21 protein-coding genes and 1 pseudogene are annotated in these 25,725 nt (G+C 58.8%); 16 read left to right on the top strand and 6 right to left on the bottom strand.

All coding sequences use genetic code 11. The features are described from left to right. The first annotated feature begins 59 nt into the window (after positions 1-59). The 8 genes from RXV86_RS21335 (at position 60) to RXV86_RS21300 (ending at position 7,770) form a co-directional block, all read left to right on the top strand. Positions 60-1,160: an ABC transporter ATP-binding protein gene (locus RXV86_RS21335; RefSeq protein ID WP_316302570.1), complete on the top strand. Its 1,101-nt coding sequence runs from the start codon at positions 60-62 to the stop codon at positions 1,158-1,160. Further along, a complete protein-coding gene (locus tag RXV86_RS21330; protein WP_316302569.1) occupies positions 1,160-2,017 on the top strand; it encodes an ABC transporter permease in 858 nt (285 codons plus the stop codon). Before RXV86_RS21335 ends, RXV86_RS21330 begins: the two co-directional genes overlap by 1 nt. A gap of 14 nt (positions 2,018-2,031) precedes the next feature. Next, the gene (locus RXV86_RS21325) at positions 2,032-2,883 is read left to right on the top strand and encodes an ABC transporter permease subunit (RefSeq protein WP_316302568.1); all 852 of its coding nucleotides are present in this window, start codon (positions 2,032-2,034) and stop codon (positions 2,881-2,883) included. A 410-nt stretch (positions 2,884-3,293) separates the two neighbouring features. Further along, on the top strand, positions 3,294-3,782 hold the full coding sequence (locus RXV86_RS21320) for a cytochrome P460 family protein (protein ID WP_316302567.1): 489 nt from the start codon (positions 3,294-3,296) through the stop codon (positions 3,780-3,782). A 27-nt stretch (positions 3,783-3,809) separates the two neighbouring features. Continuing rightward, complete coding sequence (locus tag RXV86_RS21315; RefSeq protein WP_316302566.1) at positions 3,810-5,423, top strand: tyrosinase family protein; 1,614 nt, start codon at positions 3,810-3,812, stop codon at positions 5,421-5,423. Positions 5,424-5,429: 6 nt separating this feature from the next. Continuing rightward, positions 5,430-5,834 (top strand): hypothetical protein, encoded by a 405-nt coding sequence (locus tag RXV86_RS21310; protein ID WP_316302565.1) that lies wholly within the window; start codon positions 5,430-5,432, stop codon positions 5,832-5,834. A 169-nt stretch (positions 5,835-6,003) separates the two neighbouring features. Further along, positions 6,004-6,903 carry a serine protease gene (locus RXV86_RS21305; protein WP_316302564.1) on the top strand — a complete coding sequence of 300 codons (900 nt, stop codon included), beginning with the start codon at positions 6,004-6,006 and terminating at the stop codon, positions 6,901-6,903. A 3-nt stretch (positions 6,904-6,906) separates the two neighbouring features. After that, on the top strand, positions 6,907-7,770 hold the full coding sequence (locus RXV86_RS21300) for a C1 family peptidase (protein ID WP_316302563.1): 864 nt from the start codon (positions 6,907-6,909) through the stop codon (positions 7,768-7,770). 32 nt (positions 7,771-7,802) lie between these two features. Here RXV86_RS21300 and aguB read toward each other — a convergent pair whose 3' ends face one another. Together aguB and RXV86_RS21290 are read right to left on the bottom strand one after the other, a co-directional pair. After that, on the bottom strand, positions 7,803-8,675 hold the full coding sequence (gene aguB, locus RXV86_RS21295; RefSeq protein ID WP_316302562.1) for an N-carbamoylputrescine amidase: 873 nt from the start codon (positions 8,673-8,675) through the stop codon (positions 7,803-7,805). A gap of 16 nt (positions 8,676-8,691) precedes the next feature. Beyond that, positions 8,692-8,850 (bottom strand): hypothetical protein, encoded by a 159-nt coding sequence (locus tag RXV86_RS21290; RefSeq protein ID WP_316302561.1) that lies wholly within the window; start codon positions 8,848-8,850, stop codon positions 8,692-8,694. Between the two features lie 156 nt (positions 8,851-9,006). Here RXV86_RS21290 and RXV86_RS21285 point away from each other — a divergent pair, with 156 nt between their 5' ends. The 3 genes from RXV86_RS21285 (at position 9,007) to RXV86_RS21275 (ending at position 12,075) form a co-directional block, all read left to right on the top strand. After that, complete coding sequence (locus RXV86_RS21285; RefSeq protein WP_316302560.1) at positions 9,007-9,312, top strand: ATP-binding cassette domain-containing protein; 306 nt, start codon at positions 9,007-9,009, stop codon at positions 9,310-9,312. Between the two features lie 215 nt (positions 9,313-9,527). Then, positions 9,528-9,896, top strand: coding sequence for a hypothetical protein (locus tag RXV86_RS21280; protein WP_316302559.1), 369 nt, complete (start codon positions 9,528-9,530; stop codon positions 9,894-9,896). A gap of 52 nt (positions 9,897-9,948) precedes the next feature. After that, entirely contained in the window at positions 9,949-12,075 is a 2,127-nt protein-coding gene (locus RXV86_RS21275) for a CHAT domain-containing protein (RefSeq protein WP_316302558.1), read from the top strand. Between the two features lie 391 nt (positions 12,076-12,466). On the opposite strand, the pseudogene RXV86_RS21270 reads toward RXV86_RS21275, so the two are convergent. From RXV86_RS21270 to RXV86_RS21255, 4 genes and pseudogenes are all read right to left on the bottom strand, one after another. Then, positions 12,467-12,691: pseudogene (locus tag RXV86_RS21270) on the bottom strand (transposase); the annotation flags it as partial. Positions 12,692-12,749: 58 nt separating this feature from the next. Continuing rightward, positions 12,750-14,663, bottom strand: coding sequence for a DNA/RNA non-specific endonuclease (locus RXV86_RS21265; RefSeq protein ID WP_316302557.1), 1,914 nt, complete (start codon positions 14,661-14,663; stop codon positions 12,750-12,752). A 79-nt stretch (positions 14,664-14,742) separates the two neighbouring features. Then, positions 14,743-15,474, bottom strand: coding sequence for a hypothetical protein (locus RXV86_RS21260; protein ID WP_316302556.1), 732 nt, complete (start codon positions 15,472-15,474; stop codon positions 14,743-14,745). A 12-nt stretch (positions 15,475-15,486) separates the two neighbouring features. Continuing rightward, a complete protein-coding gene (locus RXV86_RS21255; RefSeq protein ID WP_316302554.1) occupies positions 15,487-16,164 on the bottom strand; it encodes an SGNH/GDSL hydrolase family protein in 678 nt (225 codons plus the stop codon). A gap of 186 nt (positions 16,165-16,350) precedes the next feature. Between RXV86_RS21255 and RXV86_RS21250 the strand changes: the two genes are divergently transcribed. The 5 genes from RXV86_RS21250 (at position 16,351) to RXV86_RS21230 (ending at position 25,688) form a co-directional block, all read left to right on the top strand. Next, a complete protein-coding gene (locus tag RXV86_RS21250; RefSeq protein ID WP_316302553.1) occupies positions 16,351-17,469 on the top strand; it encodes a trypsin-like peptidase domain-containing protein in 1,119 nt (372 codons plus the stop codon). Beyond that, entirely contained in the window at positions 17,466-18,512 is a 1,047-nt protein-coding gene (locus RXV86_RS21245; RefSeq protein WP_316302552.1) for an effector-associated domain EAD1-containing protein, read from the top strand. Before RXV86_RS21250 ends, RXV86_RS21245 begins: the two co-directional genes overlap by 4 nt. Next, complete coding sequence (locus RXV86_RS21240; RefSeq protein ID WP_316302551.1) at positions 18,509-21,331, top strand: ATP-binding protein; 2,823 nt, start codon at positions 18,509-18,511, stop codon at positions 21,329-21,331. The genes RXV86_RS21245 and RXV86_RS21240 overlap by 4 nt, the downstream gene beginning before the upstream one ends. Before the next feature lie 203 nt (positions 21,332-21,534). Continuing rightward, a complete protein-coding gene (locus RXV86_RS21235; protein ID WP_316302550.1) occupies positions 21,535-22,656 on the top strand; it encodes a serine protease in 1,122 nt (373 codons plus the stop codon). 14 nt (positions 22,657-22,670) lie between these two features. Further along, positions 22,671-25,688 (top strand): caspase family protein, encoded by a 3,018-nt coding sequence (locus tag RXV86_RS21230; RefSeq protein WP_316302549.1) that lies wholly within the window; start codon positions 22,671-22,673, stop codon positions 25,686-25,688. Positions 25,689-25,725 lie beyond the last annotated feature (37 nt).

Here is a 25,725-nt window from a genome sequence, read left to right as displayed (position 1 = left end):
ACCAATGTCGGCACCCGCAACCCGCGGGTGCCACACCCATTTGAAGAACCGGAAATCCAATGACGCCCGATCTTGAATGCATCGACCTGACCAAGCGGTTCGGCGATTTCACCGCCGTGGACGATGTGTCCTTCTCGGTGCCTGCCGGGTCGTTCTTTTCGATCCTCGGCCCGTCGGGATGTGGCAAGACCACGATCATGCGGATGGTCGCCGGGTTTCTTGAACCGAGTTCGGGAGACATTGAAATCAAGGGCAAATCCGTCCTGGACGTGCCCCCGAACAAGCGCCCGGTGAACATGGTGTTCCAGCATCTGGCGCTATTCCCGATGATGAACATCGCCGACAATATCGGCTATGGCCTGCGCCGTCAGAAACTGCCGAAAGCGCAGATCGCCCGCAAGGTTGACGAGGCGCTGGACCGGATCGGCCTGCCAGGCATCGGCAATCGCAAGGTGGACGAACTTTCAGGCGGCCAGAAACAGCGTGTCGCCATTGCCCGCTGCATGGTGATGGAACCAGATGTGTTGTTGCTGGATGAACCGCTGGGCGCGCTGGATTTGAAACTGCGTGAACATATGAAGATCGAGCTGAAATCGCTTCAGGCGGCCTTTGATACCACTTTCATTTACATCACCCATGACCAGTCCGAAGCCCTCGTCATGTCCGATCAGATCGCGGTGATGAACGAAGGCCGATTTGAACAAACCGGCACCGGGCAGGACCTGTACTACCGCCCCGATACTGCCTTCGTGGCCGGGTTCATCGGGGAATCCAACCGTTGGCGGGGCAGGATCGAACGGGTACAGGGTGACGAAATGGAGATGCGCACCGACACCGGCATGCTGATGCGCGGGGCCACCCATGGTCGCGACCTGAACGCCGGTGACAGTGCCGACATTTTCGTCCGACCCGAGGCGATCCGCGTGGCCCGCGAAGCCAGTGAGCTGGACCAATTCGACAACCGTATCACCGGCACCGTGACCAGCCTGCTCTTCAATGGTGCGGCCAGCCGCATTCTTGTGCGCGACGCCGCTGCCGAGGAAGAGATCGAGGTCAACCTGCCGCAATCGGGCGAGTACGCCACTCTGGCGCGTGGCGACGAAGTGCATATCGGCTGGTCCGGAGCGCAGGGCAATTGCTTCCCCTCGGAGGCGGGCTGATGCGGTCGGGTGCGCGCCTTGGGTTCTTCCTTTTGCTGACACCGTTGGTGCTTTGGCTGGCGCTGCTCATTGTTATCCCGCATATCGACATGTTTCTGGTTTCGATGCGTGAGCGGGTTGGCGTGCGCCAATATGAAACCAGCTTTGCCAACTACCTGACCTTCTTTACCGAGCCGCTTTATATCTGGACCTTCGTGCGCACCGCGGTGATGTCAGTGCTGGCCACAATCATCACCCTGCTGATCGCCTTTCCGGTGTCGCTGTTCATAGCCAAGATCGCCCGGGGACGGTTGCAACAGGTGCTGTTCGTGCTCTGCCTCATTCCGTTCTATGTCTCGGAACTGGTGCGCACCTTCGGCTGGATGATCCTGTTGCGCGAAACCGGGTTGGTGTCGAACCTGCTACAATGGGTTGGGCTGGCCGACCAACCCGTCGAGATGCTCTATAACGACGCCGCCATCATGATCGGGCTGGTCTATACCTCGATGCTGTTCATGGTGGTGCCCCTGGTCACAACGCTGGAAAGTCTGGACGATAGCGTGATCGAGGCGGGCTATGACCTTGGCGGCAACGGTTTCTCCGTTCTTCGTGAAATCATCATACCCCACGCTGCCCCGGGCATCGTTTCGGGCTCGATCGTGGTCTTCATGCTGAGCCTTGGCAACTACCTGACCCCCACCATGCTGGGCGGCAAGGACAGCCTGTGGTTCACCGAGATGATCTATAATCAGTTCATCGTGCGGTTTAACTGGGAGTTGGGCGCCGCCTTTGGCTTCATGCTCCTGATCCTGTCGTCGGTGATTGTCTGGGGCATGCTGAAACTGACCCGGCAATCTCTTGAAGAGACGATGGGTTAGAGGGAGGCACCGCGATGATTCCAACCATCCCCCAGCCCCGCGCGCTTCGCATTGTCTATGGCACCTATATTGCGCTGTTCTTCCTCTACCTCGCGCTACCGCTCACGGTGGTGGCGGTGTTTGCCTTCAATGACAGCCAATTTCCCTCGCTGCCGTGGGAAGGGTTCACCTGGAACTGGTTCTTTGGCGATAGCCGTCCGATGATCGGCGTCTTCCACGAACGGCCCATCATCCGCGCCGTTGGTACATCGGCCTTCGTCGCCCTGTTCGTTTCGCTTTTGTCGGTGGCGGTAGGCACCTCGAATGCCTTCCTGTTCAACCGCTACAATTTCCGGGGCAAGGGGTTGCTTTACGTCCTGATGCTGTTGCCGCTGGTGATCCCGGGCATCGTTCTGGGCATTTCGATCCTGGTGTTTTCCTCGACCGTCGCCAACGGCATGTGGGACCTCGCCAAGATGGATATCCAAGCCCTGCGTCCGGGTCTGCTTCTGGTCATTCTCGGGCAGTTTTCCTTCATTGCCACCATCGCCACGCTGGTCATCTCGGCCCGGTTGCAGAAATTTGACCGCTCATTGGAAGAGGCGGCGCTGAACCTCGGGGCCAACAGGTTGACGGCAGTGCGCACCATCACCATCCCGTTTCTGATGCCTGCCATGATTGGTGCACTGGTGGTGGCCTTCCTCATGAGTTTCGAAAATTTCAACACCACCTTGATGCTGGTTGGCTCGGACGCGCCCTTAACCATCGCCATGTTCGATCGCCTCAAGGAAGGCTCGACGCCGCTTCTCAACGCGGTGTCGCTTCTTTTGATGCTGGGCTCATCGCTTCTGGCCCTGCTGCTGATCATGTTCCAGCGGCGCAGCTGAGCCAAAGCCAGGGTTCGCGCGCGGCATCGGCTTTGTCCAATGGCTGGTGTGACGGGCCACATTGCAACATTCAGATCAGGCATTGGACGGCGGCATTAGGCTACAATCAACGGCCGCTGGTTGTTCCCAAACAAGAGCTTCATTGCATTGTCACGTGACGGTTCCCTGCCCTAACCGCTCCAGTTTTACTGTTTCTCAATGCTGAAAAAAGAGAGATGTGTTTTTTCCAATTTCATGCTAAAGTTGTTTCCATAATACCTCATTTATTAAAACAACCTGCATATTCTTTGCACGCAAGTAATTGAAAGGAAGCATATATGCTTCGTCTTATTATTGTTCTCTCTGTCGCCTCATTTTTCACAATATCCGCACATGCCGAACCGCGGTACACGGATCAAGGCGAACTGATATTGCCCAGTGACTATGAGCACTGGGTTTTTGTCGGCTCGAATCTCGGGCTGGTCTATTCCGGTGAAGCCCAGGGGACCACGAAGCGCGAAACCGAACGCGCAGCCCACGAAAAATTCCACAATGTCTATATGGAGACCGAAGCCTACCTTTATTTCATGGAACATGGCGAATTCAGGAATCCGACAGAATTTCTGTTCGAGATCTGGGACGCGGGGGAAAAAATTCCCGATCCGATCCTGACGGAAGGCAAATTCAATCAAGCACCGATGACGGCCGTCGAGATGGCGGTCAAGGACTCGAAACGGCCTGATCTGGGCGGGTCGCGTGAAATCTGGGCGTATTACGCTTTCGACGGAATTCCCACCCCGAAGTCCACTCCGCCTATGCCGGACAATGTGTGCTGGGAGTGCCATTCCGTGCATCCCGATTTCGACAATGTCTGGGTCCAGTTCTACCCGCGCCTCAAGGCGCGTCTGACCCAGAACTAAAGCAATTTCAAACCAAGGAGCATTATCATGACACTTAATCTCACCCCAACCCGCCGGGGCGTGCTGAAAGGCGCCGCCGCCAGTGCTGCCATCCTCGCGACCCCCGGCCTATTGACCGCGCAGGGCAACGCAAAATTCCTGCGCAAGAGCATGACCGATCCGAACGCGGCCTCTGACATGGACAGTTACCGCAGGGCGGTTGCCGTGATGTGGACCCTGCCACCGGATCATCCGCATAACTGGTTCCGCATGGCCATGACCCATCTGCTGGACTGCCCGCACGGCAATTGGTGGTTCTTTGTCTGGCACCGCGGATACCTGGGCTATTTCGAACAGGTCATCCGCCTCTACAGCAAGGACGACGGTTTCGCCCTGCCCTATTGGGACTGGAGCGCTGACTCCTTCGTCGCGAACAGCATGTTCAGCGGTGGTCAGTTCCCCGACAACGCACTGGACCCGACCAGCCAGCATTTCCCGGCCGACTGGGCCACGTTCGATGCGGCCTATCAAAATGCGGTCTCCGACTATTGGAACACACTGAATGCGGCTCAACTGCATCAGGAGCAACTGCGCGGAAACCCGAATTTCAACGCATTCTACAGCGATCTGCAGAGCAACTTCACCACTCCCCGACAGGCCGGCCGGTCCAAGACGCCCACCGCACCAAACCTGACCGGAAACGCCGAACAAGCCGTGCAACCGCAAGTGATTATGGCCGGGCTGCAACCTGTGCCCTTCACCACGGTCAGTGGCAGCAACCCACAGACCGGGTTCAACAGCCCCGAAAGCGCCAATCACCACATGGGCGTCGGTTCGGCGATCATTGAAGGTTTCCCCCACAATCAGGTTCACAACAACCTTGGCGGACCTCAGGGCGGTTGGATGCCGTCGCTGCTGTCCTCGGTCGACCCGATCTTCTTCCTGCATCATTGCAACGTGGACCGGCTGTGGGATGTCTGGACCCGCAAGCAGATCGCCAATGGCGATTCCGCCGAACCCACACCCCAGGAACAGGTCAAATTCTACCCCGAAGAGTTCCTGTTCTTCCATGACGCGGATGGGAACCCGGTCCTGAGCACCACCACCGCCAAGGACTATATGGGCATGGCGCGCTGGGACTACGCCTATACCGACGGAGCCGGCTCGGGCATCGTTCCGAAATCTGCGGGCAACATGCTTGTGGCCTCGGCCAAGGCGGCAGGCGATGGTGTCTTTTCCGAAAACGCGGTCGCCAAGGCCGGGCTCGACGTGTCACCGGAATTCGTAAAGACCATCGAAGGGGATCGCGGCGCCGAACGGCATATCGCCCATATCTCGTTCCAACCGCCCGAGGACCTGACCAACGCCCGCTTTAACTTCTACCTGTCGCCCAAGGGCAAGGCGCCTGATACCTCGCCGCGCAGCCCGGAATTTGCAGGGTCGTTCGAGTTCTTCGGAATGGGCAAGGGTCACCCCCATCCGCATACGATCACGCTGGATATTTCCGACGTTTTGGACCGGATGGAGGCAGCGGACCTGCTGACTGCAGGGGCCGCCGTTGACGTCAGCGTTGTTGCGGTTCAGGGCGATGGCGTTCCCCGCAACAAGAGCGCGGCGGGAATTCAGGGCACCTTGAACTCCGTCTCGATCGAAACCATCTGATCTTGTGTGACACAGATTGGACTCAAACTTCTTGTCGCGGCCCTTTTGGGGGCCGCGCTTTCGGGGGCGAACCACGCCTCCGATCTTGCCGGAGGGCAAGATATGCCTGCCTATGTGTTGAATTTCCCCGATGCGTCCGGGGTCATGGTCGTACAGGTCACACTTGGCCGATTGCCCGATCGCGCAGAGTTGCATTTCGAACTGAAAGACGGAACCTTCGTCGGCGCCATCGCCCCGTTCGGGCAGACAGAGGCCGCGTCGGACGAACAATATCATTTAATGGCAATTCAACTGGATGCGCTGCCCTCGGGCCCGCAGGAGATTATTGCCCGGCTTGTGCATCCAGATGGTTCCAAGGTTTCGTTGACGGATGAGTTGCGCGGTTTGGAAATCATTGAAATCCAAGACTAATCCGGCATCTCTTTCCGAAGAAAGACCGGGCCATGCTGCCGTCGATGTCCGCGCCCCTAGCCCAGTTCCTCGCCGCTCGTTTGACACGAATCGGGCGAGGTGAAATCCTTTGTACCGTCCAAGGTTGATTTATTACGGGCCACTGGACGCATTTTTGGAGACAGTTATCATGAATGAAGAAGATATTAGGAAACGCTATTTCGACGACAAATCCTTAACCGACGGACAAGAGCCGCTGGTCAAAGCCGGGGACAAGGTCATAGCCGGTGAGGATGACCGCAAGGATGTGTATGAACTGGTGGGCGGCAACGCAGAGCAACAGCTGCATCTGGAACTCGTGCAATCGACGGTCATCCTGACGGACAAATCCGATCTGACGGACAATGGCAACGGCACTCTGACAATGGCCGTTGCCCCGTTTCGTCAGCGCAACCTGCCCCCCTGCAGCGACGAACGCTTTGCCAACCAGTTTGTCGGCGGCTGGTGTTCCGGTTTCCTGGTCGGGGATGACCTGATTGCCACGGCGGGTCATTGCGGGCGCTCGGAAAACGATATTCAGAACACTGCCTATGTCTTTGGGTTCTTTGCCTCGTCTCCCACCGATCCGGGGCGGATGGTCTTCAACGAAGATCAGGTCTATTTCGGCAGGGAATTGGTGGCATTCGACGAATCCGGCACCGGGGACTATGCGATAGTCCGGTTGGACCGGAAAGTCGACGCACCGGGAGCCAAACCCCTGAAGGTGCGCACGTCCGGCGAACCCAGCGATGGCGTCAATCTGGGTGTGATCGGGTATCCCAGCGGTCTGCCGGTCAAGGTTGCTTTCGGCGACGAGACCCGTCTGATGCGCAAGCAGGACCCTTGGCTGATCGCCAATCTGGACACCTATGGCGGCAATTCCGGATCGGCGGTTTTCAATAGCGATGGCGAAGTCGAAGGCATCCTTGTCAGGGGCGCGGTGGATTACCGGTTTACCGGTTTCTGCTTCCGCTCGAACCGGATCGAAAACTCGGACGGCAGCGAAGCCGTGACCAAGGCCGGGGTGTTCCAGGACAAGATCCCGACCTGATCCATGGCCGCCAAGAAGACGAGCAAACGAAGCAAGAGAGGTCCTGCCGCCAACCGTTTCGTTCTGAACTGCGTCAAATCGAAGGAGGCGGAGGACGACTGGACCTTTGGCGATGCCGTCACCGCCGAATTTCTGGAATGTACCCACGCACCGCCGGACAGCGTCGATTTACGCGAGGACTGGTGGCTCGTGCGCGACCAGAAATCCAGCGGCGCCTGCGTCGGCTTTGCCACTGCAGACGGGGTCTTGCGCTGGCACTATACGAAGGAACGCATGATCAACGAGGGCGAAGAGGTGTCCCCCCGCTTTATCTGGATGGCCAACAAGGAAACCGATGATTTCACGCGCTATCCCACCTCGTTTCTGGATTCCGCTGGGACGTCAACGAAACTGGCGCTGAAAGTCGCCAAGAAATACGGCTGCGTTCTGGAATCGATGCTGCCGATGGAAGGGCGGCTTTCGCGGATGCCGCCCCGTGCCTTCTTCTCGGTCGCCTCGCAATACCGGATCAACGCCTATTACAACCTGCTCAACGAACCGGGATGCCCGATTTTGCGTTTGAAGCACTGGATTGCGCATCACGGGCCCGTCCTGACGCGACTGGATGTGGACGAGGCCTTTCGATATGCGCAGCGCACCGATGGCCATTTGGAACACTATAACGCAAAAGAGGGCGCGCAGCTGGGCGGGCACGCAGTTTGCCTTGTCGGCTACACACCGGACTACCTGATCCTGCGCAATTCATGGGGGGATCGCTGGGGGGACAACGGGTTTGCCTACGTTCACTACGCCTATTTTGAGGCGGCCTTCGACGAAGCCTATGGCGCGATTTTGAACCGCCGAGACCTGATTGTTCCCGATCACTGAAACGAGCAAAGGCACCAGAGCGGTTCACGACATTAAACAGCTCCGTCCAGAGTTGACAGATGCTCATAGCGATGTGGGCAGCGGTCGCGGAATATGCCCCAATAGGCGCGGTTCTTGCGGATCTGATCCAAGTCGAATTCATGGAGCAGAATCGTTTCGCTGCTTCGGTCGGCCTCGGCCACTTTCTCGCCGAATTCATCGGCGATGAAAGACGAACCGTAGAAGGTCATTTCGGTGCCGCGCTGCCCGGCTTCGGTGCCGATGCGATTGGCCGCGATCAGGGGCACCAGATTGGCCCCGGCGTGACCCTGCTGAACACGTTGCCAATGCGGGGCGGAATCCCAATTGTCATTGCCGACCTCGGAGCCGATGGCCGTCGGGAAGAACAAAAGCTCAGCACCCATCAGCGCCATCGATCGGGCGGTTTCGGGAAACCATTGATCCCAGCAAATGCCGACGCCGATGCGACCGAAGGCCGTACCCCAGACGCGAAATCCGGTGTCGCCCGGTGAAAAATAGAATTTCTCCTGATAGCCTGAACCATGCGGGATGTGGGTCTTGCGATAAAGCCCCAGGTTCGTGCCATCGGCATCAAGGATGGCAATCGAATTGAACCGGGCCTGCCCGGCCAGCTCATAAAAGGAAATTGGCAGAACCACGCCCAGTTCGCGCGCCAACGCCGAAAAATGCGCAAGGCTCTCATGGCCTTCGGCCGGCTGGGCCAGATCCAGGAATTCAGGCAGTTCGTCCTGACAGAAATAGAGGTTTTCGAACAGTTCCTGCAACAGAATGATGTTGGCGCCCTGTCCCGCCGCCGCCCGCACCAGACGGGTCGCTTTGGCGATGTTGGCGGCCACGTCGGCGTCACAGGACATTTGTACAGAAGCGACGGTTACGTTTCTCATTGCGGTTTCCTTGAGATTAGACCTGATCCGGGGCAAGCGAGGCAAGTTTGGCCAACGTGCGGATTTCGAGACGGATTTCGAGACGGATTTCGTCCTTGCAAGACTCGATCGCCTCGCGGTGACGCGGCTTCTGCCTGCTTCGCAGGCCGGGAACTGTGTTTTCCAAAACTGCCATGAAACGACGATAGGAAAATCTGTTCGGATTGAAAAGTTTTATCGCGATAAAAAATTTCGGCGCACAGGTTTGAACGAATAGGCTGAACCAAAGACGACTCTCCCCCGGGCGCGTCAAAATGGAAGGCTGTGCCTGATCGAAATCGAAGGGGTCTCCATGGTTTTCGGGACAGGTTCACTCGCCTTTGCCGAACTGGATGATGTCAGTTTCATGATAGCCGAGAACGTGTGCTTCACCCTGCGCGGGCCATCAGCCTGTGGCAAGACCCCCCTGTTGCGCACCATTGCCGAATTCATCACGCCAACGACGGGCGCGGTGCAGCGGGACGAGCAGAACATCGTTCCCCTGCCACCGCAAATTCGCCCCAAGTCCGAAATCGCGGCTACTGTCGAAGAGATGTTGGAACCGGTGCAGATGACCGCAATAGCAGATCGACGCGCATCCGAGATTTCCGGCGGATAGAAGCAGCCTGTGGCACTGGCCCGGGCGCATGCTCCGCGCCCCAAAGCCCTTCTTCTGGACGAGCAGGACGACAAACTGCGCAATGGTATGCGGATTAAGCTCCGACCGCGCGAGATGCAATTTACGCGATGCTGCGGATTGAAGATATCCGGTTTTTCGGATCAGGTGAGTACATCTGCACGATTGTCCTGCAGCAAACCCGCTGGTGAAATGAAATGACGGAAACGAACGGTTCGACCTCCGAGGCTTTGCTGCGCGAAGGGAACGCGCTTTGGCATGATCGTAAACCCCAGCAAGCACTTGAGCGATACGCCAAGGCGATCGAAGCGCTGGCGCCGGATGCCCCGATCCCGCATCGCCTTGACGTCCAGAGCGCCCATGCTCTGTGCCTGTGCGAAGTCGGGCGAGTTGCCTCGGCACTTGCGATCTACCCGAGGCTCCATCGCATGTGTGTGGACAACGGCCTGGACGACGCGGTGGTCCTGCGTCAATGGGCCAAGGCCCATGAGCAGGCGGGAGATTTCGTCACCGCGCGCAAAACCTACGTGATGGCCACGCCAAACGACAAAAACGCAACCGATTGATAGGCTGAAATGGAACCACGCATTCGGGCTGCTGAACTGGCGTGACGGACGATTGACCGAGGCACGCGAAAACCTGACCACGGCGACCGGGCTGATGCCGGAAGATCGGGGGGAGGCCGCGAAACTGCTGGCGGTGCTCGGCAATGATGCATTGTTGTCACTGGAACTGGGCGATGACGCGCGCGCCATGCGGCTTGCGGATCAGATGCTGAACATACGCGAGGCGGCGGGCGCCACTACCCTTTCGAATGAGATCAATCTTGTCCGGGTGCGCGCCGCCCTCGAGAGACGGCGCGGAGATCGCACGCGTGAGGCCGCCATTTTTAAAACCGGTGTCACGCTTTTGGAAGAACAGGTGCCGGAAGACTGGATGCGCCGCCTTGATCTGGTGAGCGACTATGTCGACGCGTCGCTGGGAAACGCGCCGCAGGACTCGGCAATCGGGTATCTGTCGCGGTTGTGCGAGGCCGCGCCAGAAGACATGGCCTGGATCGGTCGTTTTATGCTTGCGCGGCTGCAGATTGGCGCTGGCAAGATCGACGCTGCACAGGACAACCTGACCCGTGTGATTGCTGCGTTTGTCGGTGGCGGTTCTCCTGCAGGCGAGGTCGAGATCATCCAGGAACTTGCCAGTCTCTGCGAACACAGTGGAAACCGCGCGGCTTCGGTTTTTCTTGGCAAACTGACACTGAAATACCTGTCCGAGATCGCCCACGCCTTCGAAGGTTCGACCCAGCGCAGAATTGTTGAAGCCGGTGGGCAGATCGCACGGCAGACCGCCGCCCACCTGCGCGCATCGGGTCGTTTCGAAGAAGCCCTCGCCTTGGAAGCATTGGTCGAGCGCATCCAGAGGCACGCCTATTTGCTGCGTGAAAAACCGATGGCGGCGTCACCCCCCGCTCCGGTACCACTTGATCAGGCGGAACGCCGCGCCGAAGCCAACTGGTTGAATGCCAGAGAGGCGCTTGGAAAAATGCGCAACGATGGCGACCGCGAGGGCGCGAAACAACTCGCCGAAGGCATGGTCGATGATCTGGTCGGGTTCGAGAACACTTCCGGTTTGAACCGCCAACCGGTCAATGCCGCACATCCCTCTGGGCGAAACCTGCGGTTAAGCCTGGTGCCTTCGGGGGATACATGCGTTGTGCATTACCGGTGGTCGGCAAGATCGAAAACCGTAAAGACCGACATTTCAGCGCAGGATCTGTTCAACCTTGTAGCGGATCTGAGAGATGCGGTCGCAGACCGTTCAGCGTGGCAACATCCGGCAGCTTTGCTGTATCGACATCTGATTGCTCCGATCCGGGACGAGCTGTCACAGATTGATTGCCTCGAAATCGATGCAGTCGGCATTCTGGGGCGCATCCCCTTTGGCCTGCTGAGTGAAGGCGGCCAGTGTCTCGTCCAGCAGGTGCCGATCAAGTACGTGATTGACGCCGCGCCGCCGACCACGGCGCCTCCGCCGCGGCTTGGGCTACTGCATTGTGCCGCTTTCGAGTCTGGACCTCTTGCGACTGCGCCTGATTTCATCACCACAGCACCGCCATCGCTACAGCCGTTGGCCGTCCTCGATGCTCATGCATTTACGCGCGAGGGTTTCCTGGAAGGACTACGGGCGCGACCGGCTTACCTCTCCGTCGCAACCCACCTCGAAAGCGAACCCACGCGCCCGAACCATTCAGCGCTTTGGCTGGGCTCCGAGGCACCTTTGTACCTGTCAGACTTCGGCGGTGAGCATTTTGACCTGCACGGTATCCGCGTCGCTTTGCTGGCAACCTGTTCTTCCGGTTTGGACGATGCAACCGAGCTCAGGAAAACATCTCTCGCGGCACTGTCCCTTGAAAAGGGCGTCTCCAGCTTTGTCGGTACGCTGTGGGACATTTCCGAATCCGCCGCGGCCCGTTTCGTCGACGAGTTCTGGGGCGCTTTCAACGCAAATTCTCTGCAAGACCCCGCAATCCTCCTTGCCAAGCTGCAATCTCGCTATGCGAAACGCGCGCAAACGGCCGAGGTTTCCTCTACGGCCTCCGGTGGAATCGGGGAGCGTTCGCACGACATAGCGCCGACAGATTGGGCCGCATTCGCCGTGTATGGAAATAGCAACGCAGTGCAACACGCCGGTGATCGCGGCACCGGACAGTTTGATAGGAACAAAGAACATCAACAGGAGGCTGACTGAATTGAGCAACGATTTTGAAAAGCGTTTTATAGCGGACCTTGGCCAGAAACTGGCGCATCTTGAAGGCGTTCTCGGTGCCTATCTGCCACGACGCGTCTTTGACAGCGAGGTGCAGCAGAAATCCATCGAGTGCAACAAGTTCTCCTTTTCACGCCTTCGCTCCGGTTTGCGCAAGGCGGCAAACTGGGAACTTACCCGGTTCATCGAGCTGTTCGATCTCGCCAAATTCGGGTTCGACTATCGCCTGTTCTTTGCGCCGCTCGATGACTTCACATCGACATTGGAACAGGCCGGCGTGGGCAGCTATGGCGCGACGGCAGGTCATCGCCTGCGCGAAGTCCTGCGTAAAGAAGTTGCACCGAGGGCCGAAATAAAAGTGCTTCGCGACCGACGAGACTGCCCTCCTCAGTTGTTCATTCTCCTTCTGGAGCCGCTTCAGTTCCTTCAATTGATCTACGCCCATTCCACCATATTGCTTGCGCCAGCGGTAATAGGTTTGTTCAACAACTCCGATCTGTCTGATCGCATCCAGACGGGACATACCTTGCCCCATCAACACCTCAACTTGCCGTAACTTCGATACTATCTCTTCCGGCTTCGGTCGCTTGTTCGCCATTCTCGGTCCTCCGTTTCCTAAACATAGCGGTGGACCAGTTCAGATGGGGAGGCTCAATTCAGAGTGTCAGGCTCTCCGGACCCGACAGCGGGCGAACATCTCCGCCAAATGCCGATTCCGTACTCTCTCCCAGTGGATCGAAGCTCCGCAGGTCTCCCCAGTTGAACCCGGACAACTCTTCCAGGCGGCGAATGCTGACCTGGTAGGTCTTGTATTTGCCCAGGACAAAGGCCGCCTCGGTTATGTCCCGGATCATCTCGCCCTGGGTCAGCAGATACCCTGTCGCGCTCAGTTTTCCGGTGCCGTCGTTGATCATGACCGCGATCTTCCAGAAGCTTTTCGGAATGGGCACATCGTCGCCCCCGGGCTGCGAGATCAGCGTTCGGTCGTTTTCATCGAACACTGGACCGGTCATCACCGACACTTTGAAGTCCCGGGTTTCCGCCGCTTCCAGAATGTAGTCTTCCAGCCCAACCCAGTCTCTCTGATTGAGGTCTTTGTGCTGCGGCGCGCAGTTGGTGTAGTGGAACGTGTCAACCTCGGCCTTCTGGGCCTCCTCTTTGCTGTTCCCCCAGCCCGGATCCTTGCGCCGCACCATGTGACCACGATCCAGCGGATTGTGGCGATAAAGCTCATTGCCGATCTGGTGCTCACCTTGCAGCCGACCGTCCAACCGCCAGCTCCCTCGCCGCTTCAAACGAAAGGCTTTTGCGCCGTCGATATTCACCGCCGTCAACATCGGCAGGCGACGCGACTTCGATTGCAGCACCGAGAAATGCGTATAGCGCAGGATCCCGGCCGGATTGTCGATGACCGGAGCAAGATCATCCGCGCGCTCGCCCAGATCCGGCAAGGCCACACTAAACTCGTCCGAGCCCAGGAAATCCGGGTCATAACCGTTACGACCGGTGAACTCGGCGGCGGCGGTTGCGGGCGGCACGGCGCCGGCCCCATCCGTCGGCACCACCGGTGCAGAAACGTCACGCAACGCGGCCGCCACAATGTCGGCGGCAACCGCATAGTTGGTGTCCTTGAAAACCCCGGCGAAATGCAGCCCGACCGCTTCGCCGCTTTCCAGGTCAAGCACCGCCGACCCCGAATTGCCGCCCAGCGAGCTATAGTCGCCCAGGATGACGATCCCCTCGTCATCGGTTCCGTGGATCAGGCCGGGGCTGAACCGCTTGACGCCGTAGATACCACCAAAGATGTCGTCCATCAGGTCGGCATCGTTGCGCCGCCCGTCCCATGCCGGGTACCCCACGGTCGCAACCGCCTGGCCCGGCTCGATCTTGCCCGGTTTAAGCTCCACCGGGGTGACATCGGGATTGCGCTCGACCCGCAGGAACGCCATGTCCGGCCCGCCCTGTGGCGCCACGAACAGCACGTCCTGCACCCGGGCCACGCGTGACACCCCACTGGCCTGCTCGTTCTGGCGCATAAAGTCGATTTCCACTCTGAGCGGGCGGCCAAAGGCACCATCGGCGAAATCCCATCCACCCTGCCAGCGCGGGCGCGAAAACACCTGCGCCACGTGACGGTTGGTGACCACCACATCCTCGGATACCTGCCACCCGGTCCCGACATATTCCATCGTCGCATGGTTCAGAAGGTCGACACGACCGATATTGCGGCTGACACCTTCCAGCATCGCCTTGTTGGCCGTGACCAGATCAATCCTGTCGAAATCGCCGTGAATGACGATTTCATCATTCTCAATGAAATAAGCGGGTCGCAAATCCTCAAGAATGATAGCCTCAAGTGCGCCGTGCATCTCCACCGCGCTGCCAGCGGGCAATTCGTTGGCCGTACCCATGCGTATGGCTTCGGCAGCAGCATCAACACTACTGCCCGCGGCTCCGGCCGACTCCAGCCCACCTCCGCTGCTGGTCTGCGCCGACATGCGTTCATGCGCCTTGGTCAATGCTCGGTCGAAATTCTCCGAGCGGTCCTTCAACAGATCCAGAATTGGCATCCTAATCCCTCCTCATAAATTAAACACTTAGATCAGTTACGCAGCGGGGCATTCAGTTTCCCTGCTCGACCACGCCGCTTCAGTCCAGCATTCCCCCCCAGATATCGCAGACTTCTTCCAGTGACGGCTTGAGAACATGCTTGATCAACAGTGCCGCCACCACCGTGGCGACTGCTGGCAGCAGGCCAAAACTGCCGACGAGGATCTGTACCAGAACACCCGCGATGGCGGTGTCGTCCAGCCCCAGAACGGATTTCAGCTTTTCCCGGTCGGCTGCGTTGTCCTCATCGTCACCGCACATCACGCCGTGCAGCTGCCGGTTGACGCGCTTGAAGATCGCCTTTCCGGTATCAAGGAAAATGTCCGTCATGCCTTCCAGCGCGGCACCGCGGAACTCTGCATCAACCGGAACGACACCCGAAGGATCGACACTGGCCAAAGTCGCCCGGCGTCCCAGTTCCGATAGCAGGTCATCATCATGGAGCGTTGCGGCAAGCTCGGTTGCCGCGGATGCCGCCCGGGTCATCCCCTCATTCGCCTCGGGCCCGGACATCGATTCCAGCCCTTCGGCCGAGATCCGGGCGGTAATGTGCTGATCGAATTTCTGCGCGACACGGGCATAGCCGCTGTTGCGCGGGTGCAGCTCGTCATACCATTCGCCCCGGATTAACCCGCGGCAATCGACCAGTTCGATCTGTCCACGCATCGAAGGCGCGCGCAGGATTTCGGCCAGGGCGGAGTAGAACCGATCGACGATATGGGCGACAAGCTGCTGACGCAGCGGGTCATCGACAATGCCCAGCCGCTCCATCGGCCGCCCCAGTCATTTGCCCCGCTCCGGGATCGCATGGTCGTAACCGTGAAGAAAGACCGGCAGCCCCGGAAAGGTCCGCACCACCCGCCGCAGAATGTCGCGATAGAGCCCGATCACTTCGTTCAGCATGGTCTCGAAGGCCGGGGTCATGTAGTCGGCGACCTCGCGGTCCGGGTCGAACGGATGCAGCGCCCGCGCAAGCCGGCCCTCTCCCAAAAGATCGTTGCCGCCGCCCGACAGCAAGACGGCATCGGGTCGCTCGGCGGCAATGGTCGCAATCAGTTCGTCCTGCGCCACCATGTCGGAGATCAGATCCCCCGCCGCCCCGAGGCTGCGGATGGCATAGCCGTGATCAAGCTGGTCGATCACGTCCTTCAGCAGGATCGGATACTGGAACCAGCTGTCACCCTCGGAAACCAGCTTGGGCCCGGTCCAGGTGCGGATTTTCTTCTTGTAGGCCTGCCTGCGACGCCAGCGGGCAATCCGGTTGACGCTGGACATCAGCACCGCCGCCTCTTCGGCCGACGGGGTCACAAGCGCCGGATTTGGCACCACAACGGGCTCAAAGCCCCGACCTTCACGGGTTGCAGTCATCAGGTAGGGCGCGATCTGCTCATCCGGCACGTCGGGGTCCATCAACCAGCTGCGCAGTTCGGATTCCGTGATCGGTTTTGGGGTGTCTGTCATGGTGAACCTCCGAAAGAAATTGTCCGGACAATGCCGGCACGACCTAAAAAGCAGGCACAACTATTGCGATGATTGTGCGATCAAAATTTCTCCCTATAATGTACACGAATTCTTTTGAGTTGTTAATAGCAGAGGGTCTGCCCGGTTGGCTGCAACACAGTTGACCATTCGCGAAAGCCGACTGACATGACGCTGACGTCCGAACAAAAAAGAAACCTATTCAATGCGTTGCTGGACGCATACCCAGATCGTGACGATTTGAAAATCACGCTGAGCATCTTTTGCGAACGCAATTACGCCGATTTGACGCCGGTCTCGACCCGGCGGTCTGAATACGCGACGATCATGCAAAAATCCGTCGCCCAGGGCTGGGCACACGAGCTGGTTCGCGTCGCGCATGAGGAAATTCCCGACAACCCGTTGCTGGCTGCGTTGGCTCAGGATCTTGCGATTGCGCGACCATCAAAAACGGCACGCCCCGCCGCCGCGGTTTCCCCCGAACACGAACAAACCGCCGATCACGCCGACAGCGCGGCGCATGACGCGTTGCAAAGACTGGTCAATCCGAGTGATCCATCCGTCGGCGCCGAAATCCTGCTCAAACGTCTCAGTGAACTCGGGGCCCGCACGGGCGCGCTCGAGATCGGCGGCATGCATCAGGGCACCTGCTTTCTTGTTGCGCCCGATATCGTGCTGACCAATCACCATGTGGTAAAACCGCTGTTCAACCTCGACCCGCACGGTGCAGACGTGCGGTTCGACTTCTTCACCGATGCAAACGCAGTCGTTCAAAACGGATGGACGGTGGAACTGGCAGAGGCCTGGCATATTCACAGCCGTCCGCATGGCGCGGCCGACACGTCACACAATCCGGATGACGTTCCGGCAGCAGACGAGCTTGACTATGCGCTGGTGCGACTGGCCGAACCGGTTGACGACCGCCCCTGCCCCACCCTACCGGCGCAGGCCGCACGTGGCTTCCAGCGCTTGCAGGATACCGGCCCCGCCGCCAAGGTTGGCAATCACATCACGATCACCCAGCACCCGGCAGGCGCACCGCGCCATCTCGCCTTTGGTGGCGTTCTCAGCCTTGGCGGTGAAAACAGGCGGGTGCGCTACTCGGCCAACACAAAAAAGGGCTCCTCCGGTTCTCCGGTCACCGACGGGCGCGGTAAACTGATCGCACTGCATCACGCCGGCGACCCGAACTTCAGCCACTTGGCCGAATACAACCAAGGCGTCCCGGTCAGCCTCATTCTGGATGACATCCAAGCTGCCGGTAAAATGGCGGAGTTGCCGGCATGAGCGTTTCAGGAACCCAGCTGCGCGAGATCGCCGAACAATTCAAGGCGGCCTACCCCGATATCACCGATTTCACCAATCTGCTGTTGATCGACCTTGACCAGAACCCCGACGACATCTCACCGCCAACCCGCACGCGCGAACAGCGCATTCTGCAAACCGTCGCTGTCGCGCGTCAGAAAGGCTGGATCAAAGAGTTGATGCTTGCCGCGCTGAACGATGCGGCACAGGCCGCCAACGCGGCCCTGCGCGCCGTGTTCGGCCCCATTCTGGCAATGCTGGATCCAGAACCGGGTGTCCCTGCGCATAATCACCTGACAACCGATGGGGTTGCCTTTGCCAACCGCTCTACACTGCGCATGACGGTCGGTGACATGTGCGAACCGGCCGGACCGCGTACGTTGGTGCTGCGCGGGGCATCGCTTTGCGGAACCAGCTACGCCTGGCGGCTGATCAACCATGTCGCACGCGACAAGGCGATAAAACGCCTGGTGGTCGACTTTTCTGAACCGGGCGATCACAGCCCGCTTGGCGTGGCGCATTCCCTGGCGGCCCAGATGGGCCTGACCACCATGCCGCAACGCCATGACAACCCGACGCAGGAACAGCTGGCCGCCTGGTTGATTCAGTGGCTCAGCGGACAGTGGCTCAATTCGCCCGAAACCTGGTGGATCGTCTTCGACAATGCTCAGCGCGAGACCGTCCCGCCGGTCACGCGGGAAATGATATCGGGTTTGGCCCACCACCTGTCGCGCGGCACGCTGGACAATGTGCGGCTGTTCGTTCTTGGGTTCTCTCGGGAAATCAGCGGCTTGACCCCGCCCTTCGGCATCGACATCTCGCTACAGCCCATCGGTCGAAGCGAAGTCAAAGACTTCCTGACCGAAGCGCATGACAGGTTTGGCACCCTGCCCGGCGATTTCCATTCGGTCGATGAGATGGTCAACGAAGTCTTGGCGGATTTCGATCCGCAGGCACCATCGCGCAAAAACATGGAAGCTGTTGCCGACCAACTCGGCCTGTTGGTGTCGGAGATGCGGCCATGAAATTCGACGGCGGGAAAAAACGCGACGGTGGAACGCTACGCTCCGATCTGGCCCAGATCAGGAAAAAAAGCCAACCCCGGCAGGAACATTCCGAGATCCTGCAAATGGCGAGCGTTCTCAGCCATTTCGATCTATTTGACCTGGCCCAGGTTCTGGAACGCCACGCCGGCCAGGCCGAAGCAGAAGAGGCAACGTGGCAGTTGATGGAGGAGGCCGATCATCTGACGTCTCCGGCCAATGCCTGGACATTACCGCTTTCGCTTCGCCAGACGGTTTTGGCCGGGTTCGATGATCGCGCGCAGGTTCTTGCCATTCTGGACCGGTTTGACGAACTCCCGGATACGCCGGTGCAACCGGTCTTTGTCGCGGCAATGACCGACCCGCTACAGCTTGCCGAAACCTATCGGTCGTTGGACCCGGCTGCCCTGTCAGGACTGTTGGAAGTTCTGTCCTGGCTTGATCGAGCCGAGCACCTGCGCTGCGATCTTCCTGACAGCGTCGAGGTTAGCAAATCGCTGGCCAACGCCCGGCGGTTAGAGCCGCTGAAACGGCTGGCCGGAACGCATTTCGAGGGCCGCAGGGCGGTACTGGATCAGATGCAGGATTACTTGATATCCGACGAGTCCCAGGACATGCTGTTCCTTTACGGCCCCGGCGGCATCGGGAAATCCACAGTTCTAGCCAAATTCGCATTGGACGCGGTCGAGAGCGGCGATGTCGAGGCCATCGTTTATCTCAATCTCGACCGCCCGCTCTTGCGCCCCGAGGAGCCATTGTCCCTGTTGGCCGATTTTCTGGGACAGCTGGGGCACCAGTTTCCGGACTTCCAGGGGCCGTTGGAAAAGACCGGCAGTCTTGTGAACGACCTGCAACGCCGTTTGTCCTACGCTGCACCGTCGAAAACCCTGTTGGAGAGTTCGGCGTCAACCTCGGAAGACTGGTACTGGGTGGTTGATGAGGTGGCCGGTGTCCTCGAGGGTCTGCCCGGCAGCGGGCGTATCCTGGTCATGATCGATACGTTCGAACAGGCGCAGCGCCGGGGCCGGCACGTGATCAGCGAGCTGTGGCGCATGGCCGTCCATCTGAGCGAACGGGTGCCGCGGCTTCGGATCATCGCCGCCGGGCGGTTGGAAGATGACGTCCATTCGCAAAACCAGATTGCCCTGCAGGCCTTTGAGTTGTCCGACGTGGAACGCGTATTTGCCCGCGCGGTGGGGGAAGACATCCCGCAAGCGCTGGTCGACGACATCTACGAGGTGACAGGCGGACACCCTCTTACCGTGCAACTTGCCGCGACCTATGTCGGTCGTGTGGGTGTGCAGACATTCGACAACCCCGAAACACGCAAACAAACCCTCGCCAAGCTGAGCGAGAAGAAACGCGATGCGATCCTCTACGGACGCATTCTTGAACAGATCGGGGATGAGCAGGTCCAAAAGCTCGCCATCCCGGGCCTGGTCATGCGCCGCATTACCACTGCGGTGATCGAACATGTGCTGGCCAAACCCTGCGGCCTGTCGCTCACAACCGAAGACGCGCAAACGCTGTTTGACAAGATGGCAATCGAAGTCGACCTTGTGAAAAAGGATTTCTCGGATCCGGATGCGTCGGCTTTGGTTCACCGGGCGGATGTGCGGGCCCTGATGCTGGCCGACTTGCGCAAAGATCGGGCACAGCAGGCACGTAAAATCGACAAGCGCGCAGTCAAGCACTTTGCCGACCAACCGGGCCCCTATGCCCGCGCCGAAGAAATCTATCACCGCATCTGGCTGGGACAGGACGACAAAACACTGGGCGCGCGGTGGATGGACGAGGCCGCACCGCTTTTGGTTTCGGCGCTCGACGATCTGCCGGATGATCGCAAGGCGTGGCTGGGTCGACGTCTTGGTGTCGGACTGGAAAGCGAAGTGACACAAATACTGCCCCAGGACGAATGGGAACGTGTCACCGCCGAAGAAGCCCGCCAGTTGTTGGCGCGCGGCGACGCGGACTCGGCGCTGGCACTGCTTGGCGAACGCACCGACCGAAACCCCGACAGCGAATTGCATTTGATAGAAGCCGAAGCGCTGCTGGTATCCGGTCGTCGACAGGAAGGCTATGAAATTCTGGATCGGGCCGTCGCTGGAAGCGAAGACTCGGGCCGTGAGGGTGTTCTTTTGGAACGGCTGCTGTTGCGCTCTCACAACCTGGAAAGCGAACGGCGGTTTGCCGAGGCCTCACGCGACGCGGCACGGGCCTTGAACATCGCCAAGGAATTGGAAAACGACGAATATCAGATGCGCGCCAGCGCGGGCCTTTTACGGTTGAACCGAAAGTCACGAAGTTCCGCTGGCCCGAACAAGGACGAGCTCATGTCCAGGCTGAACGGTCTGATTATCATGGATCCTGCAAAAAGCGGTACCCAGCCCCTGCCGGACGTTCTGTATGAAAACCCCCAACTCGCCCGCGAACTTGCTGCAGAAATAGGCGCGGACTACCCTGAGTTGCTGGAACTCTCCGCCCGTCAGACGGGCAGCGTGATCAAACCGCGCAAAGACGAGGTCGGCAGTGCCTTCGTGGCCGAAGTGGTGAACCAGATGGCCGAGCTCGACGACGCTGGTGTTGGCTCACTCATCGAAAAGATCGTAGGTGGCGAAGACGAAGATGTGGTTCAAAACCTGTCCGACCTTGTCTCGGTGGCGCGCGACCGCAAAGTTCTCGACAAGATGTCCAAGCCATTGTCGTGGCTTTTGTCGGCCGAAGTCGACCGGCAGATCGGTGCCTTTCCCAGCAAGTCGATGATCGCCCGGCACACGAACGTCAAAATCGCCGACGGCTGAACCTCACGGGTGGAAACGGCACACAAGCCCTCAGTCAAGCGGCGTTTTCGTTCGAAAACTTCTTCTTTGTAGATTGGCAGCACTCCATTAGGTTGAAAATTATTGCATCGAAAGGTTGATTAATGACGTTTGAAGGCAAGAGCCGCGAAGACAACAAAAGGCTGATGCGCTTGATTGGCAGCAAGCGCGCTCAGCCCGGCTTGATGACCACCAAAAGTCTCGATGCTCCGACACCTGGCCCGTCCACCGAGACACCTTCGTTTTCCCTTTCACAGGCGGATTTGCAGGAAAAGGTTGCCCGTCTGCGTGACCGCCTGGACCAGGAATCGAAAAACCGCCCTGACGCCTTCGACTCGTGGACAACCGTGTCACGGGCGATTGTGTCCCGGGCCGAGAACGGCTTGCAAAAGCTGAGCCAGGACGGTGACAAGGCCATTCTAACCGAAGACGAACTGACCGCTGCCGAAGCGATCGTGCATGCCGACGGCACCCGGCCGTCCTTCGCGTTTCAGGACGGCAGCCTGTTGACGGAAGGCGAGGACCCGGGCGACTGGTCCCTGGTTGTCGACAACTACCGGACACAGATCGAAAAGACCGCCGCGTCGGTTGGGCGGATCAATCTCAACGGCGCACAAAAGGGAAGCGGTTTTGCTTTTGGCGACAACCTGGTTCTGACAAACCGGCATGTACTGCAAGTGATTGCCGAACCGGATGGCAATGGCGGCTGGCAATTCAAGGGTGATGTGTCGATCGATTTCGGATCCGGGCAGGTACCGGACACGTCCCGGACCTTCGCGCTTCAGGAGAGTGAAATCGTCACGTCGGACCAGGTGATCGATCCCTACAAGATTGATTTTGACAAGCTCGACTACGCGGTGCTTCGCTGCAAGCCGGACCCCGGCAAAACCCTTCCGGACCCGCTTGTTCCCGAAACCGATGCTGGCTATCTGATCGAAACCCGTCCGGTCTACGCCATCGGGTTCCCGGCCAAGCCCAAGACCGGCACCTACCCATTCACGCTGCTCGTCAAACTGTTCAACTATGTTTTCGGGGTAAAGCGCTTCTCGCCCGGCGAGATCGACATCCTGCCCGGCGCGGACAGTCGCGACAACCGAGACACGGTTTTGGGCTACGATGCCACGACATTGCCGGGCAGTTCGGGATCACCCGTCATCGATGTGCACGAAAGCGGATCTTCGGTCGTCGGTCTGCATTTTGCCGGATGGACTGAGAAAGCCAACTATGCCCATGCCATGGCCGCCTCGCAGTTTCGCAATGAACTGGAAGACAAAGGCATCGACTACCCCACCGCACCGGGAAGCTGAACACGGAGTTGCCGATGGCAAACAAGGCCCTTCTTATCGGAGTACAGCGCTACAACAGCCAGTTGATCCACCCGCTGACCGCACCGGCATCGGACATCGAGAAATTTGCCGAAGTGCTGAAGAAGAGCGGCTATGAGGTGGAAGTATGCATGGACCCGGGGCTGCAGGAGGCGCAGGTCAGAATCCATGATCTTTATGACAATGCCGCAGAAGGGGATTCGCTGATCTTCTACTATGCCGGACACGGCATGCGCGAAGACAAGGAGCTGTATCTTTCGGTACGTTCGACAGATCCCGCACGGCTGAGCGCCACTTCGGTCAGGGGTGAATTGGTTCGGGACATGATTTCGGACTCGGCTTCCAAACGCAAGATCATCATTCTCGACTGCTGCCATGCCGGTGGGTTGACCGAAAACCTGATTGGCCGAGCGGTTGAATACAACGCCAACAAAGAGCTGGTAGAAGGCCGGTTTCAGCCCCAGGGACAAGGCACCTACGTCATGGCCGCGTCGCTGGCCGATCAAAGCGCCTTTGAACGTAAGGACCCGGAAACCGGCGAAAGCCATTCGATCTACACCCATCACCTGATCAACGGGATCGTCACCGGAGAGGCCGCCCCCGACAGCGAAACCATCACCACCGATCAGCTTCACAGCTATGTCTACCACAAGGTCAAGGCCGAAGGCGTCGACAGCGAACCGGTTTACAGCAGTTTCGGCAAGGGGCGGTCGCTGGAAATCTGCCTCAACCCGGTGCCGCCGGTCGACGCACAGATCGTTGCCGATCTTCACGATCGAAACGACATCATCCGCCGCGGAGCGATTGACCTTATTGCCCAGAAGATGGACCGGGACCTGACATCGCCCCAATCGAACCGCCTGGCCCAGCTCTTGCGGGACCGGCTGGGGGACACCTCCGATCACGAGCGCCATCTCGACCTGATTAACAAGATCAAAGCGATTTTGAAGCGATTTGATCGGGCCCAGAAACCGGAAAAGCCGCCAAGTGGAAGCGGCGACTCCCCCGATCCCGGCCCAGCGCGCACACCGCCACAACCGGATGGTCAAATAAAAAAAGATGGTGACAAAGAGAACGAGGAAACGGACGAACCGCGTGACAGCATTCTTCTCAAGATATGGCAGTTGATCAAACGGAACCGTGTTTTTCTTCTTGCGCCCCCGCTGGTGCTTTATGCGATCAGCGTAGCGTTTTTCGTGAGCGACCAGAACCAAAAGGGCCAGATCGAATGGGGCGCCTTCGCCGCGCTTGACGCGATGCTGTTCCGCGATCTGCACCCGACACACACGAAGAAGCCAGACAAGCCAACACCGGAAGACAACAACATCGGTCAATACACCGAGAAAGAATTTCTAAATTTACTATGCGACCTGCGCGGATCAAAGCGCGACGACATCCGCAAACGCCTCGGTGCCGACAGCGCCCATTTCTACGCCCTGCTCGACCGGCTGGGCGAAGGGAAAGCGCTTGGCTGCGACAAATACCGGACAACAGACGATTATCGCATCGACCTTGGAATCCTGATCGCGATGCAGACCATTCTCACCAGGCATCGCGATCAATTGGGAACGCTGGACCTCGACAGAACCGACGTGGCCAAGGTGTCGAAACTCACCAAACACTCGGACCGGACAATGGCAAGAACCGCTAATAGCGTACTGCGCCTCATGGGTACCAAAACCGATACGACCCGGGTCACGACCCCCACCTCCGCCAGCGAAGCCTACAAGGCCTATTACCTGACACCTCTGGAGCCAGCGAAATTCGACGCGATTTACTCAGGCATCAAAACCAAGCGCGACCTGAACAGCATCATTCTGGATCACACTTTCGCCCCGAACGCAGAGCAAACACTCAATGCAGGCGACGAAAAAACCGTCGAGGGCATTCGCCGTTTCCAGGTGGACCGGAACGGTTGGTCCGACGTGGGCACGCATTTCTTTGTCTCGCCCAGCGGCCACATCATCCCCGGCCGGTCACTGGACCAGAGACCAACCGTCCTGCGCGGCGCGCAGGGCGATGCCAAAAGCGGCCCGGTGGCGATCCAGCTTCTTCTCAACGGCGATAAGGAGAAACCGAACAGCAAACAGCAAAAGGCCCTGATCGCCGTTCTGGAGGTGTTTCAAAACCACCATGACGTCGATATCAAGCGCGACGTTTTTCTCGAGAAAGGGTTCCCCCGCTCCCACGGCAACAAGTCGGGACCGGGAAAACTGGTTACCGGCCGCGAAATTGCCAGCTGGTACGAGAAATACGCGACCTCCGCCACCAAACCCGACCGTTCGATCGCCCGTCCGACCCGATGTGACGCTACAGTCTTCAGGATGCCCGGCTCCGAAAAACCACTCAGCTCCATTGGCCTTCTGTCGTTCAGGAAGGACGTGATCGAACAGGGCGATCCGCTGCGGATTTTCTTTGAACCACGCGCCGGGTATTCGGCGGCACACCACTCTTGCCTGTCAATTCACCTGTGCGAACAAGTCAGTCTCAACACCTGCAAAACCGTCGAGATCGTCTACGCGCGCACCACTGACAAGGGTTTGGAACTGGACTTCAAACCCACGAAAGACGAGCTAAAGCCTGGCTCCTATCGCACCGTGTTTGACATCATCCAGGTCGATGATCCCAGCGCACTCACTCCGAACGCGGACGGGCTCGTGCGGCCCGAGAAATACCAACGCATCGGCGGCGCGTTGTCTTTCCAGGTGTTTGCCGAAAAACCGCTGTCGGGCTTCGTCATGCTCGGCCCCAACGACCTGAACCAAGTCTCGAAAAGGACCTTCGATGTTCTCAATCCAAAGGATGAAGACTACATCAGTGAATCGCTGCCGGTGGGCGCGCTTCTCAAGGCCCGCACAGACGTCAACCTGCGCACGAATACCCAACACACCGACTCCGGAAACAACCCGGCATTGACCGTTATCCCCCAAGGCGCATGCGTCACAATGACAGCGCGTCCCGAAGCGCATCGTTCCAACCTTTGGGCGGCCGCCACATTGACCGCGTGCCCATAAACCCTCGCGATGCGGTTGCGCCGGGCCGGTCGCCGTC

Source organism: Aliisedimentitalea sp. MJ-SS2, assembly GCF_032586155.1.
In the GTDB taxonomy this organism is placed as follows: Bacteria; Pseudomonadota; Alphaproteobacteria; order Rhodobacterales; family Rhodobacteraceae; genus JAWHTC01.
Note: the sequence above shows the minus strand (reverse complement) of the source record. Positions and strands in the feature narration are given on the sequence as shown.

Coding starts and splice junctions, on each gene's coding strand:
- aguB (WP_316302562.1), bottom strand. CDS start 8,675: ATGAGAAACGTAACCGTCGCTTCTGTACAAATGTCCTGTGACGCCGAC.
- RXV86_RS21325 (WP_316302568.1), top strand. CDS start 2,032: ATGATTCCAACCATCCCCCAGCCCCGCGCGCTTCGCATTGTCTATGGC.
- RXV86_RS21330 (WP_316302569.1), top strand. CDS start 1,160: ATGCGGTCGGGTGCGCGCCTTGGGTTCTTCCTTTTGCTGACACCGTTG.
- RXV86_RS21245 (WP_316302552.1), top strand. CDS start 17,466: ATGAGCGTTTCAGGAACCCAGCTGCGCGAGATCGCCGAACAATTCAAG.
- RXV86_RS21265 (WP_316302557.1), bottom strand. CDS start 14,663: ATGCCAATTCTGGATCTGTTGAAGGACCGCTCGGAGAATTTCGACCGA.
- RXV86_RS21230 (WP_316302549.1), top strand. CDS start 22,671: ATGGCAAACAAGGCCCTTCTTATCGGAGTACAGCGCTACAACAGCCAG.
- RXV86_RS21250 (WP_316302553.1), top strand. CDS start 16,351: ATGACGCTGACGTCCGAACAAAAAAGAAACCTATTCAATGCGTTGCTG.
- RXV86_RS21260 (WP_316302556.1), bottom strand. CDS start 15,474: ATGGAGCGGCTGGGCATTGTCGATGACCCGCTGCGTCAGCAGCTTGTC.
- RXV86_RS21285 (WP_316302560.1), top strand. CDS start 9,007: ATGGTTTTCGGGACAGGTTCACTCGCCTTTGCCGAACTGGATGATGTC.
- RXV86_RS21235 (WP_316302550.1), top strand. CDS start 21,535: ATGACCACCAAAAGTCTCGATGCTCCGACACCTGGCCCGTCCACCGAG.
- RXV86_RS21255 (WP_316302554.1), bottom strand. CDS start 16,164: ATGACAGACACCCCAAAACCGATCACGGAATCCGAACTGCGCAGCTGG.
- RXV86_RS21335 (WP_316302570.1), top strand. CDS start 60: ATGACGCCCGATCTTGAATGCATCGACCTGACCAAGCGGTTCGGCGAT.
- RXV86_RS21315 (WP_316302566.1), top strand. CDS start 3,810: ATGACACTTAATCTCACCCCAACCCGCCGGGGCGTGCTGAAAGGCGCC.
- RXV86_RS21280 (WP_316302559.1), top strand. CDS start 9,528: ATGACGGAAACGAACGGTTCGACCTCCGAGGCTTTGCTGCGCGAAGGG.
- RXV86_RS21290 (WP_316302561.1), bottom strand. CDS start 8,850: ATGGCAGTTTTGGAAAACACAGTTCCCGGCCTGCGAAGCAGGCAGAAG.
- RXV86_RS21300 (WP_316302563.1), top strand. CDS start 6,907: ATGGCCGCCAAGAAGACGAGCAAACGAAGCAAGAGAGGTCCTGCCGCC.
- RXV86_RS21305 (WP_316302564.1), top strand. CDS start 6,004: ATGAATGAAGAAGATATTAGGAAACGCTATTTCGACGACAAATCCTTA.
- RXV86_RS21240 (WP_316302551.1), top strand. CDS start 18,509: ATGAAATTCGACGGCGGGAAAAAACGCGACGGTGGAACGCTACGCTCC.